Here is a 12,212-nt window from a genome sequence, read left to right as displayed (position 1 = left end):
CCGGGACCTCACCGTCGGGGGTGGGTGCGGTCGGTTGTGCGGCGGGGCTCCGGGGATCAGGGACAATGGGCGCCATGAGCGTTCGCAGCCAGTCATCCGAGCAGTCCGCCGAGTCCGGCCACCGTGCGGGCTTCGCCTGCTTCGTGGGCCGCCCCAACGCGGGCAAGTCCACCCTCACGAACGCTCTGGTCGGCCAGAAGGTGGCGATCACCGCTGACCAGCCGCAGACCACGCGGCACACGGTACGGGGGATCGTGCACCGGCCGGACGCGCAGCTGATCCTCGTGGACACGCCTGGGCTGCACAAGCCGCGCACGCTGCTGGGCCAGCGGTTGAACGACATCGTGCGGACGACGTGGGCCGAGGTCGATGTGATCGGGTTCTGCCTTCCCGCGAACGAGAAGCTCGGTCCCGGTGACCGCTTCATCGCCAAGGAGCTGGCGTCGATCAAGAAGACGCCGAAGATCGCGATCGTCACCAAGACGGACCTGGTGGACTCCAAGACGCTGGCCGAGCAGCTCATCGCCATCGACCAGCTCGGCAAGGAGCTCGGGTTCGAGTGGGCCGAGATCGTTCCGGTCTCGGCGGTCGCGGACCAGCAGGTGGATCTGCTGGCCGACCTCATCGTGCCGCTGCTTCCCGAGGGGCCCGCGCTGTACCCCGAGGGTGACCTCACGGACGAGCCCGAGCAGGTCATGATCGCGGAGCTGATCCGCGAGGCGGCGCTCGAGGGAGTCCGGGACGAGCTTCCGCACTCCATCGCGGTCGTGGTGGAGGAGATGCTGCCCCGCGAGGACCGCCCCGCCGACAAGCCCCTCCTCGACATCCACGCCTTCGTCTACATCGAGCGGCCCAGCCAGAAGGGCATCATCATCGGCCCCAAGGGCAAGCGCCTCAAGGAAGTCGGCATCAAGTCCCGTAAGCAGATCGAGGCGCTGCTCGGTACACCGGTCTTCCTCGACCTCCACGTGAAGGTCGCGAAGGACTGGCAACGCGACCCTCGCCAGCTGCGCAAGCTGGGCTTCTGAGCTCTTCTCCTGGTCAGCCCCCGTGCGGGACGCCGTTCGGGGTCATGTTCTGCAGACCCACCACCCGCAGCAGCTGGAGGCGTTCGTATGCCTCCGTGCCCGGGCGGGCGGTGTGGACGACGAGCAGGTGGTGGTGTTCGTGGCTGAGCATGACCTCGCAGTCGAGTTCCAGGAGGCCGACCAGCGGGTGCAGGAAGCGCTTCGTGGCGCGGTGTCGCAGGGACACCTCGTGTTCGTCCCAGAGGCGGGCGAACTCACCGCTCGAGGAACGCAGTTCGGCGACCAGCGCGGCCGGTTCCGGGTCGTCGGGACGGGCGGCCGCCACCGCGCGCAGGTTCGCCACCTGGACGCGGGCGTGGTGGGCGTGGTCCTCCGGGGGGAAGAGCGTGCGAGCCGTCGGGTCGAGGAAGAAGCAGCGGCTCAGGTTGCGCTCACGCCGAGGGCGGGACATCACGTCGCCGACCAGCGCCCTGGCCATCGCGTTCTGGGCCAGTACCTCGCCACAGTCGTTCACCACCTGCGCCGGTGTGTCGTGCAGCCGGTCCAGGATCAGCAGCAGGCCGGGACGGACATGTGCCGACGCCGTCTCGCGGCGTGCCGGTTCCTCGCCGGCCAGGTGGAACAGGTGGTCGTGTTCCACGTCGGTGAGGCGCAGCGCGCGGGCCAGCGCCGTCAGCATCTGGCGGGACGGACGCGGGCCCCGGGCCTGCTCCAGGCGGGTGTAGTAGTCCACGGACATGCCGGCCAGCGACGCCACCTCCTCGCGGCGCAGCCCCGGCGTGCGGCGGCGGGCGCCGGCCGTGAGGCCCACGTCGGACGGGTCCAGACGGGCACGGCCGCGACGCAGGAAGTCGGCGAGTTCGGGTCGGTTCACCTCTCCAGCCTGCGGCAACCCGTCCGGGTTATCCAGGGACTGCCGGTCCCCTGATCGACGGGTCTCTCCCGGCGCCCGCGCCACCGTCCCAAGGTGGTGGGGACGAGAGGAGCAGAACATGCTGACGTTGGTGACGGTTACGACAGGTCAGGTCGGCCGGCGTTTCGTGCCGCGGCTGTTGGCGCAGAGTCGGCCGGGGGAGGACGTACGGGTTCTCGTACGGGACGCCTCGCGCGGCGAACCCTTCGCGGAACGGGGTGCCCAGGTCGTCGTGGGGGACCTGCGGGACCCCGAGACGCTCGGCAAGGCGGTCGCCGGGGTGGACGCGGTGATCAACATCGCGGCGTCCTTCCGCGGGGTCCCCGACGAGGAGGCCTGGGCCGTCAACCGGGACGCGGCAGTCGAGTTGGGGTGTGCCGCGCTCGCCGCCGGGGTGGGGCGCTTCGTGCAGGTCAGCACGGGCCTCGTGTACGGGCGCGGGCGGGGTCGGCCGCTGACCGAGGACGACGAGAGCCGGCCGGGCGGGACGATGTGGGGCGCCTATCCCGAGTCCAAGGCACAGGCCGAGCGGGAGCTGCTCGCGATGGAGGGCCTGGACGTCCGCATCGGCCGGCTGCCCTTCGTCTACGGGGAGGGCGACCCGCACCTCGCCCAGTCCCTGATGTGGGCCGGCGACTGGGCGGCGACCCAGCGGTTGCACATGGGCCACCACGCGGACGTCGCTCAGGCGCTGCTGCGCATCCTGCACGCACCGGGAATCGCCGGCCGGATCTACAACATCGGCGACGACGCCCCCGTCACGGCGGTCGAGCTGCACCAGCTCAACGGCGTCGAGGTACCGGCCGAACTGTACGAGCGCACCGACCCGGACCCGTTCTTCCAGCTGACCTCCACCGACCGCATCCGCCGCGAGCTGGGCTACCGACCGCTCTATCCGTCGGTCTACGCGGCGAGGGACGCGGGCGCCCTGTAGCCGAGGTCGCCGGCCTGCCGGGCGCCCTGTGGAGGGGCGCGGCGCCCGACAGGCTCCCGAACGGGTCAATCCACGCCCTTGATCCGCCCCACCAGCACCGCCCCCGCCAACCCGACCACCGCCGCCACCAGATACAGCACCCGGTATCCGCCCAGGTACGTCACGATCGGTGCGGCGAGGGCGGGGGCCGCGACCTGGGGCAGGGAGTTGGCCACGTTGATGACGCCGAGGTCCTTGCCGCGGTCCCCCGCCTTCGGCAGGACGTCCGTCATCAGCGCGAAGTCGACCGACATGAACACCCCGAGGCCCACACCCAGCAGCGCCGCCACGACGATCGCGCTCGGCCAGGTCTGCCACACGGACAGCAGCGCCGTGGCCGCCGCCATCAGCACCCCCGACCACCGCACGTACGGCTTGCGACGGCCCGACCGGTCCGACCGGACGCCGCCCACCACGACCGTGGCCAGCAGCGTCACGCTGTTCACCGTGGTCAGGATCAGTACGCCCTGCTCGGGGTCGTCGTGGTGCAGCCGGTCCCGCAGGTAGTAGAGGAGGTAGAGGATCACCAGCGCGTTGCTGAGGTTGATCAGGAAGCGGGTCAGCCAGGCCCAGCCGAAGTCCGGGTAGCGGCGCGGGCTCAGCCAGAACCCGCGGAGGAAGCTCTTCGCGGACCACGCCGGGCGGTCCGTCACCGGCAGCCGCAGATCCTCGTACCGGAGCACGTACGGCAGTACGCCCGCCAGCGTGAAGGCCGCACAGGCCGCGTACCCCGCGGCGATCCCGCCCGCCGCCGTCGCCAGTCCCGTACCGGCGACCGCCCCGAGGATCTGCGCCGCCCCCAGCCAGCCGCCCACCGCACCCCGCTGCAACCGCGGCACCCGGTCCGGCACCGCCGCGGTCACCGCCGCGAAGGCCGCGTTGAGGGTCAGCTGGACCAGGCACCAGCCGAGCATCATCAGCCACAGCCCGCCAGCCCCCGCGAGCAGCAGCAGCGACAGCGCGCCGCCCGCCGCACCGGCCACGATCCACGGCGTACGGCGGCCCCGACGGGCCGTGGTGCGGTCCGACAGCGCGCCGAAGAACGGGTTGGCGGCCAGCGACACCACCGCGCCCACGCCGGTCACCCACCCCAGCAGCGTCTCCTTCGACATCCCGGCGCCGGGCGCGAAGTCCTCCGCCTGCCGGGCCAGCAGGATCTGCAGCGGGCCGTACCAGCCCACCCAGATCGCCACGTTGGCCAGCGACAGCGCCGTCGTCCAGCCCCGGCCGACCCGGTCGACCGGCTCGGTGAGGGCCGTGGTCACCTCTGGGCCCGGAGCAGCTCCTGGTACCAGCCGTACGAGTCCTTGGGTGTCCGCTCCTGGGTGTCGAGGTTCACGTGCACGAGCCCGAACTGCTGGGCGTAGCCCTCGGCCCACTCGAAGTTGTCCATCAACGACCACACGAAGTAGCCGCGTACGTCCACACCCGCCTCGACCGCCCGGTGCAGTGCGCGGAGATGACCGTCCAGGTAGTCGATCCTGGCCCGGTCGTGGATCCCCTCGTACGAGCAGCCGTTCTCGGTGATGACGACGGGCGGGAGGCGGTCGCCGTAGCGCTCGCGGAAGCCGGTGAGGAGTTCCGTCAGCGCCTCGGGCACCACCGGCCAGCCGAAGTCGGTCACCGGGACGTCCTCGATCTCCCGCACGGAGAAGGGGAGTTCGGCCGGGATCGTCAGGCCCCCGAACTCGATGTCCGCGCCCTGCGGGGCACCCACCCTGGTCGGCGCGTAGAAGTTGACGCCGTAGAAGTCCAGCGGCTCCCCGATGACCTTCAGGTCGGCCGCCACGTCACCCGGCATCAACTCGCCCAGCCCCGCGGGGTACTCGCCCAGCAGGACCGGGTCCGCGAACAGCCGGTTCAGCAGGACGTCGTAGAAGTCCGCCGCCTCCACGTCGGCGGCCTCCTGGGACGCCGGCCACGTCGGCCCGTGCGAGTTGGCGATGCCGATGTCGGTGGCGCCGGCCGCGCGCAGGGCCTGGACGCCCAGTCCGTGGGCCAGCAGCAGATGGTGGGCGACCGGCAGCGCGTCGAACATCAGCTGCTTGCCGGGTGCGTGGGCACCCAACGCGTGCCCGAACAGGGTGTGTTCGGCGGGCTCGTTGATCGTGATCCACTTCTTGACACGGTCACCGAGCCGCTCGGCGACGACCGAGACGTACTCCGCGTACCGCGCCGCGGTGTCCCGCTCCAGCCAGCCGCCCCCCTCCTGGAAGGTCACCGGCAGGTCCCAGTGGAAGAGGGTCGGCACCGGCCGTACGCCCGCCGCGCACAGTTCGTCGACCAGCCGGTCGTAGAAGTCCAGGCCGCCCTCGGCGCGCACCCGCGGCCAGGAGACGGAGAAGCGGTACGCGTCCACGCCCAGGCCGGCCAGGAGCGCCACGTCCTCGCGGTAGCGGTGGTAGTGGTCGACGGCCACCGCCGCCGTCGAGCCGTCCTTCACCCGCCCCGGCTCGGCCGTGAAGGCGTCCCACACGGAGGCCTCGCGCAGCTCCGCCGCGCCCTCGATCTGGTGGGCCGAGGTCGAGACGCCCCACAGGAAGCCGGCCGGGAACTGGGGTATCGGGTGCTCTTGATTCGCCATGCGCCGGATCATCCGTACCGCTGGTAACGGAAGTCAACGGGCAGGCGTGAAGAAGGGGTTACGCGCCTCCCGTCAGGCCCCTTCCTTCAGCACCCGTGAGATCAGCCTGCGCTGCTCCTCGGTCAGCCGTGGGTCGGCGGCGTACACCGTTGTGCCGTCCACGGTGATCTCGTAGGCGAAACCGTCGGGCACCCCGATGGGCGGCGTGCCCCGGCCGGAGGCGAGCGCCTTCTCGGCCAGGGTGTGCCACTCGTGGGCGTCGGGCCGGCCCGAGGTGTCCACCTCGGCATGACGCTCGATGCCCGCGAATCCACCGGTACGTCTCACTCGAATACGCATGGCACCGTGTCTAGTACGGAACTACGCCGTGCGCACCCCGACCTGCTCCCACGCCTTCAGTACGGCCTGGAGCTCCTCGCCGTCCTTGTAGCGGTCCTTCGCCGCCTCGACCGTCAGGGCGGCGAAGTCCGTGAAGAGGGCGTCCTTCTTCAGCCGGCCGCCGGTCAGGACGTCGTACCAGATCTGTCCGGCCCGTTCCCAGGCGTGGCCGCCGAGAGTGGTGGCGGCGAGGTAGAACGCGTGGTTGGGGATGCCGGAGTTGATGTGGACGCCGCCGTTGTCGCGGCCGGTGCGGACGAAGTCGTCCATGGTCGCGGGCTGCGGGTCCTTGCCGAGGACGTCGTCGTCGTACGCCGTGCCCGGGGCCTTCATGGAACGCAGGGCGGAGCCGGTGACGCGCGGGGCGAGCAGGCCCGCGCCGATGAGCCAGTCGGCCTCGGCGGCGGTCTGGCCGAGGGTGTGCTGCTTGATGAGGGAGCCGAAGACGTCGGACATCGACTCGTTGAGGGCGCCGGGCTGGCCGAAGTAGGTGAGGTTGGCCGTGTACTGCGTGACGCCGTGGGTGAGTTCGTGGCCGATGACGTCGATCGGGATGGTGAAGTCGAGGAAGATCTCGCCGTCGCCGTCGCCGAACACCATCTGCTCGCCGTTCCAGAAGGCGTTGTTGTAGTTCTCGTCGTAGTGGACGGTGGCGTCCAGCGGGAGGCCGCCCGCGTCGATGGAGTCGCGTCGGTAGGCCGCCAGGAACAGCTCGAAGGTGGCTCCGAGACCGGCGTAGGCGCGGTTGACCGTGGCGTCCTTGCCGGGTTCCGAGCCCTCGGTGCGGACCTTCTTGCCGGGCAGGTCGGTGCGGTGCCGGGCGTCGTAGAGGGTGCGCTGCGGCTTGCCGGGCTCCGCGCCGGGCGGCGCGGCGATGGAGGGGGCGCCGACGACCGTGGTCAGCCGGCGGTGGGTGCGCTCGAAGGCGTCGCGTTCCAGGGTCCTGCGGGCGGGATCGGCGAGCGCGGGGTCCTCGGCCTGGGCGAGCTTGTCGAGGACATGCGGTGGTACGACGGTGCAGAAGACGGGCTCAGAGCCCCCGTGGGTCGTCATGCCCGGCACCATTGCACTGTGTTATGCCGCTGTCACTACCCGCAACCATGATTGGTGAAATGTGCGGATAAGGAGCCCGGGTCGCCGCCCCCGAGTGGTATGGCGCACGTTTTGTCCTGTTGATCCCCCCGGTCCCGCATACTGATACAGCGCCCCGCACGGACAGCGGCTCGGATAACATGCTTCGCATCATGCGTTTCGGGCTGCTTCTTCTTAGCTGCCGCGGCGAGGGCCTGTAGTCCAGGTCGACTCCCTCCCCGCGGAGCTTGGCGTTGCGTCGTCGGCCGTCCTTCCGGACATCCTGAGGAGCCCCCGCATCATGGCGAACCGCCAGCAGCCCAGTGCCATGCCGATCCACAAGTACGGCCAGTACGACCAGGTCGACATCGCGGACCGCACCTGGCCGAACAACCGGATCACCGTCGCCCCCCGCTGGCTCTCCACGGACCTGCGCGACGGCAACCAGGCCCTGATCGACCCGATGTCGCCCGAGCGCAAGCGCCGGATGTTCGACCAGCTGGTCAAGATGGGCTACAAGGAGATCGAGGTCGGCTTCCCGGCCTCGGGGCAGACCGACTTCGACTTCGTGCGCTCCATCGTCGAGGAGCCGGGCGCGATCCCCGACGACGTCACCATCTCCGTACTGACCCAGGCCCGCGAGGACCTGATCGAGCGGACCGTCGAGTCGCTGAAGGGCGCCAAGCGGGCGACCGTCCACCTCTACAACGCCACCGCTCCCGTCTTCCGCCGTGTGGTCTTCCGCGGCTCCAAGGACGACATCAAGCAGATCGCCGTCGACGGCACCCGCCTGGTGATGGAGTACGCCGAGAAGCTGCTGGGCCCCGAGACCGAGTTCGGCTACCAGTACAGCCCGGAGATCTTCACCGACACCGAGCTGGACTTCGCGCTGGAGGTCTGCGAGGCGGTGATGGACGTCTACCAGCCGGGTCCGGGCCGCGAGATCATCCTCAACCTGCCCGCCACGGTGGAGCGTTCGACGCCGTCCACGCACGCGGACCGCTTCGAGTGGATGAGCCGCAACATCTCCCGCCGCGAGCACGTCGTCATCTCCGTCCACCCGCACAACGACCGCGGCACCGCCGTCGCCGCCGCCGAGCTGGCGCTGATGGCCGGCGCCGACCGCGTCGAGGGCTGTCTGTTCGGCCAGGGCGAGCGCACCGGCAACGTCGACCTGGTCACCCTGGGCATGAACCTGTTCTCCCAGGGCGTCGACCCGCAGATCGACTTCTCCGACATCGACGAGATCCGTCGTACGTGGGAGTACTGCAACCAGATGGAGGTCCACCCGCGCCACCCGTACGTGGGCGACCTGGTCTACACGTCCTTCTCCGGCTCCCACCAGGACGCCATCAAGAAGGGCTTCGACGCCATGGAGGCCGACGCGGCCGCGAAGGGCGTCACCGTCGACGACATCGAGTGGGCGGTCCCTTACCTGCCGATCGACCCGAAGGACGTCGGCCGTTCCTACGAGGCGGTCATCCGGGTCAACTCGCAGTCCGGCAAGGGCGGCATCGCGTACGTCCTGAAGAACGACCACAAGCTGGACCTGCCGCGCCGGATGCAGATCGAGTTCTCCAAGCTGATCCAGGCCAAGACGGACGCCGAGGGCGGCGAGGTCACCGGCGGCGACATCTGGGCGACCTTCCGGGACGAGTACCTGCCGAACCCCGAGAACCCGTGGGGCCGCGTCCAGGTCAAGAACAACCAGTCGACGACCGACACCGACGGCGTGGACACGCTGAAGGTGGAGGCCACGGTCGACGGCCAGGACACCGTCCTGACCGGCTCCGGCAACGGTCCGATCTCGGCCTTCTTCGACGCCCTGCAGTCCATCGGCATCGACGTACGGCTGCTGGACTACCAGGAGCACACGATGAGCGAGGGTGCCTCCGCGCAGGCCGCCTCCTACATCGAATGCGCGATCGACGGCAAGGTTCTGTGGGGGATCGGCATCGATGCGAACACGACACGTGCGTCGCTGAAGGCGGTCGTCTCGGCGGTCAACCGAGCGGCGCGCTAGGGGGTGCCGCTCGGGGGCGTGTTGCCGCTGCGGCGCCGTCGTGGCTGGTCGCGCGGTTCCCCGCGCCCCTGAAGGCGTCTCCCGCACCGGCGTTCGCAGGCCCCGCCCGCTGTCATACAGCGGGCGGGGCCTGTCTGTTTCCGGCCATCGACCTGTGCAGGTCACGGAGAGGTCTCGTCGGGGGTACTGACTCCGGGTGCGTGATGTGGCTAACATCACGCCAGCACGGCGATGTTGCCGTGCCGTTACGCGGAGGTGCGACGTGCTGCCAGGACGGGGACGAAACGGCCAGGCCGTCAGGGCTGCGCGCCTGCTGGGCACCCGCACCGCGTGGACGCCCGTGGGCGACGGGGAGTTCTTCTGCCCCGGCTGCGGCGGCGACCGCAACTACCAGCGGCTGACCGGCAGACGCCGCTTCACCCTCCTCGGCATGCCCGTGCTGCCACGCGGCGAGACCGGACCGGTCGTGGAGTGCGCCGCCTGCAAGCGCCACTTCGGCACCGACGTCCTCGACCACCCGACCACCACCCGCTTCTCCGCGATGCTCCGCGACGCCGTCCACACCGTCGCCCTCGCGGTGCTCGCCGCGGGCGGCACCTGCTCCCGTGCGGCGCTGGAAGCCGCCGCCTGCGCGGTCCGTGCCGCCGGCTTCGACGACTGCACGGAGGACCAGCTCGGGGCACTGGTCGAGGCGCTGGCCGCGGACACCGGACGGGTCTTCGGCGAGCCCTGCGGGGCAGGGCTGGCCATAGAGCTCCACGAGGCGCTGGACCCGCTGGCCCCGCACCTCGCCCCCGCCGGCCGCGAGTCGATCCTCCTCCAGGGCGCACGGATCGCCCTCGCCGACGGGCCCTACACCCCCGCGGAGCGGGACGCCCTCGCGACGGTCGGTGCCGCGCTCACCATCTGCGCGGACGACGTGACGCGGCTGCTGGTGGCGGCGCGCACGCCGTCGTAGCAGGCGGGCGGTGCCGCCGCCGTCGTACCACCGCCGTTACTCCCCAGGGAGTAACGGCACCTGAAGGACGCCCTCCGCAGTACCCCCCAACTCGCCCTGCCGCCCGACGAATCGGCCCCCGGCCGCCGGGAGTCTGGAACCGAACCAGACACCCGACCGAGGGGAGGCCCGACTCATGGGGGCCGCAACGACAACCATCCGGGCACGCCGTGCCGTGCCCTGGCTCGTGCTGGGGCTGTGGATCGCCGTGCTGGCGCTCACCTCGCCGTTCGCGTCGAAGCTCGCGGACGTGCAGCGCGACCGGGCCGTCGACTATCTGCCGGCGAGCGCCGACTCCACCCAGGTCGCCAAGATCCAGGACCGGCTGCCGGGCGGCGAGGCGACCCAGATGGTCGTCGTCTACCACCGCGACGGCGGACTCACCGCGGCGGACCGGGCGACGGCCGCCGACCAGATCGGCCAGATCGCGGACGCGCACCCGCTCACCGCGCGGCCGGAGGGCGTCCCGTCCAAGGACGGCACCACCCTGATGTACCCGGTGGCCAGCACCGAGCCGGGCGCGGACGAGGAGAAGCGCGACCGACTCGTGGGCGACGTACGGGACATCGCCCAGGGCGAGCACGGCCTGAGCGTCGACGTCGGAGGGGAAGGCGCGCTCGCGACGGACGCCGGCGAGGTCTACAACTCGCTCGACGGACCCCTGCTCTACACCACCGCCGCCGTCGTGGCGCTCCTGCTGATCCTCATCTACCGCAGCCCGTTCCTGTGGCTGGTGCCGCTCGCCGTCGCGGGCATCGCCGACTACCTGTCCATGGGGGTCGCCTACGGACTGAACCAGGGGTTCGGGACGTCGGTCTCCGGCCAGAGCTCCGGCATCATGACGATCCTCGTGTTCGGCGCGGGCACCGACTACGCCCTGCTGCTCGTCTCCCGGTACCGCGAGGAGCTGCGGCGCGTCGAGCGGCCCTACGACGCGATGGCCGCCGCGCTGAAGGGCTGCGGACCGGCGGTGCTCGCCTCCTCCGGGACGGTCGCCGCGGGCCTGTTCTGCCTCCTGGCCGCCGATCTCAACTCCAGCCGCGGCATGGGCCCGCTGGGCACGGTCGGCATCCTGTGCGCGCTGGCCGCCATGATGACCCTGCTGCCCGCGATCCTCGTCCTGCTCGGCCGCCGCGTCTTCTGGCCGCTGGTGCCGCGCTACGGCAGCACGCCCAAGGCCCGCCGGTCGCTGTTCGCCGCGATGGGCAGCTCCGCCGGACGCCGGCCGCTGACGGTCCTCGCGGGCGGCGCGGTGCTGCTCGGCGCGCTGGCGCTCGGGGCGCTGAACCTCCCCGGCAGCCTCAAGCAGGAGGACTCCTTCACCAGCAAGCCCGAGGCGGTCGCCGCCATGGAGACCCTGGGGAAGGCCTATCCGGAGCGCGGCACCCAGCCGATCTCCGTCATCGCCCCCACCGACCGTGCCGACGCCGCCCTGGCCGAGGCCCGGGACACCCCGGGCGTGGACAGCGCGACCCGCGGCCGCAGCGGCGACGGCTGGACGGAGCTCTCCGTCATCGCCGGCTCCGCGCCCCAGTCGGCGGGAGAGACCGCCACCATCAAGGAGCTGCGCGAGCGCCTCGACGGCTCCTACGTCGGCGGCCCCAGTGCCCAACAGCTCGACATGAAGGACACCAACGCCCGGGACCGCATGGTCGTCGTACCGCTCGTCCTCGCCTCCGTGCTGCTGATCCTGATCGCCCTGCTGCGGTCCGTCGTCGCGCCGCTGATCCTGGTGGCGGCCGTGGTCGCGGTGTGGGGCGCGGCGCTCGGCATCGGCGGACTGGTCTTCGGCCCGGTCTTCGGCTTCGAGGGCACCGACCCGGGGCTCGGCCTGCTGTCCTTCGTGTTCCTGGTCGCCCTGGGCGTCGACTACGGCATCTTCCTGATGCACCGCATGCGCGAGGAGTCCCTGAAGGGCACCGAACCGGCGCAGGCCGCGCTGATCGCGCTGCGCACGACGGGCGGGGTCATCGCCTCGGCCGGCCTGGTCCTGGCGGCGACGTTCGCGGTGCTGACCAGCATGCCGATGCTGCAGCTGGTGGAGCTGGGCTTCGTCATCGCGGTCGGCGTGCTGCTGGACACCTTCCTGGTCCGCACATACCTGGTCACCAGCGCGAGCGTGGCGCTGCGGCGCAAGGTGTGGTGGCCGGGCGCGCTGTCGAAGCAACCGACGGTGGACAGCGAGTCGCCCGAGCCGGTCGCGGAGCCCGCGGGGATGCGCTGAACCGCACGCGCACAGCCGGCC

General features: G+C 71.1%; 10 protein-coding genes. 5 read left to right on the top strand and 5 right to left on the bottom strand.

The features are described 5' to 3' along the window. Window positions 1–65 precede the first annotated feature (65 nt). Window positions 66–1,028 (top strand): GTPase Era, encoded by a 963-nt coding sequence (gene era, locus ACIOHP_RS09660; RefSeq protein ID WP_307030828.1) that lies wholly within the window; start codon window positions 66–68, stop codon window positions 1,026–1,028. A gap of 13 nt (window positions 1,029–1,041) precedes the next feature. Here era and ACIOHP_RS09655 read toward each other — a convergent pair whose 3' ends face one another. After that, window positions 1,042–1,902 (bottom strand): helix-turn-helix transcriptional regulator, encoded by an 861-nt coding sequence (locus ACIOHP_RS09655; RefSeq protein ID WP_401885052.1) that lies wholly within the window; start codon window positions 1,900–1,902, stop codon window positions 1,042–1,044. Between the two features lie 118 nt (window positions 1,903–2,020). Here ACIOHP_RS09655 and ACIOHP_RS09650 point away from each other — a divergent pair, with 118 nt between their 5' ends. Beyond that, a complete protein-coding gene (locus ACIOHP_RS09650) occupies window positions 2,021–2,875 on the top strand; it encodes an NAD-dependent epimerase/dehydratase family protein (protein ID WP_401885048.1) in 855 nt (284 codons plus the stop codon). 65 nt (window positions 2,876–2,940) lie between these two features. Here ACIOHP_RS09650 and ACIOHP_RS09645 read toward each other — a convergent pair whose 3' ends face one another. The 4 genes from ACIOHP_RS09645 to ACIOHP_RS09630 are packed head-to-tail and all read right to left on the bottom strand — an operon-like array spanning window position 2,941 to window position 6,929. After that, window positions 2,941–4,179, bottom strand: coding sequence for an MFS transporter (locus tag ACIOHP_RS09645; RefSeq protein WP_401885044.1), 1,239 nt, complete (start codon window positions 4,177–4,179; stop codon window positions 2,941–2,943). Continuing rightward, window positions 4,176–5,510 (bottom strand): GH1 family beta-glucosidase, encoded by a 1,335-nt coding sequence (locus tag ACIOHP_RS09640; RefSeq protein ID WP_401885042.1) that lies wholly within the window; start codon window positions 5,508–5,510, stop codon window positions 4,176–4,178. The genes ACIOHP_RS09645 and ACIOHP_RS09640 overlap by 4 nt, the downstream gene beginning before the upstream one ends. 60 nt (window positions 5,511–5,570) lie before the next feature. Continuing rightward, complete coding sequence (locus tag ACIOHP_RS09635) at window positions 5,571–5,837, bottom strand: protealysin inhibitor emfourin (RefSeq protein ID WP_401885040.1); 267 nt, start codon at window positions 5,835–5,837, stop codon at window positions 5,571–5,573. 21 nt (window positions 5,838–5,858) lie between these two features. Continuing rightward, a complete protein-coding gene (locus ACIOHP_RS09630; RefSeq protein ID WP_361540584.1) occupies window positions 5,859–6,929 on the bottom strand; it encodes a M4 family metallopeptidase in 1,071 nt (356 codons plus the stop codon). Between the two features lie 319 nt (window positions 6,930–7,248). Here ACIOHP_RS09630 and leuA point away from each other — a divergent pair, with 319 nt between their 5' ends. The 3 genes from leuA (at window position 7,249) to ACIOHP_RS09615 (ending at window position 12,191) form a co-directional block, all read left to right on the top strand. After that, complete coding sequence (leuA, locus tag ACIOHP_RS09625; protein WP_307030839.1) at window positions 7,249–8,970, top strand: 2-isopropylmalate synthase; 1,722 nt, start codon at window positions 7,249–7,251, stop codon at window positions 8,968–8,970. Between the two features lie 262 nt (window positions 8,971–9,232). After that, window positions 9,233–9,928: a TerB family tellurite resistance protein gene (locus ACIOHP_RS09620; RefSeq protein WP_401885037.1), complete on the top strand. Its 696-nt coding sequence runs from the start codon at window positions 9,233–9,235 to the stop codon at window positions 9,926–9,928. A gap of 175 nt (window positions 9,929–10,103) precedes the next feature. Beyond that, entirely contained in the window at window positions 10,104–12,191 is a 2,088-nt protein-coding gene (locus ACIOHP_RS09615; RefSeq protein WP_401885034.1) for an MMPL family transporter, read from the top strand. Window positions 12,192–12,212: the final 21 nt, after the last annotated feature.

Origin of the sequence: Streptomyces sp. NPDC087859, assembly GCF_044742595.1 — a bacterium.
Taxonomy (GTDB): Bacteria; Actinomycetota; Actinomycetes; order Streptomycetales; family Streptomycetaceae; genus Streptomyces; species Streptomyces canus_F.
This window is presented reverse-complemented; position numbering and strand designations above follow the sequence as displayed.

Excerpts from the sequence above, each read along its gene's own strand:
- era (WP_307030828.1), top strand. The coding sequence starts at position 66 with ATGGGCGCCATGAGCGTTCGCAGCCAGTCATCCGAGCAGTCCGCCGAG.
- ACIOHP_RS09650 (WP_401885048.1), top strand. The coding sequence starts at position 2,021 with ATGCTGACGTTGGTGACGGTTACGACAGGTCAGGTCGGCCGGCGTTTC.
- ACIOHP_RS09640 (WP_401885042.1), bottom strand. The coding sequence starts at position 5,510 with ATGATCCGGCGCATGGCGAATCAAGAGCACCCGATACCCCAGTTCCCG.
- ACIOHP_RS09635 (WP_401885040.1), bottom strand. The coding sequence starts at position 5,837 with ATGCGTATTCGAGTGAGACGTACCGGTGGATTCGCGGGCATCGAGCGT.
- ACIOHP_RS09630 (WP_361540584.1), bottom strand. The coding sequence starts at position 6,929 with ATGACGACCCACGGGGGCTCTGAGCCCGTCTTCTGCACCGTCGTACCA.
- leuA (WP_307030839.1), top strand. The coding sequence starts at position 7,249 with ATGGCGAACCGCCAGCAGCCCAGTGCCATGCCGATCCACAAGTACGGC.
- ACIOHP_RS09615 (WP_401885034.1), top strand. The coding sequence starts at position 10,104 with ATGGGGGCCGCAACGACAACCATCCGGGCACGCCGTGCCGTGCCCTGG.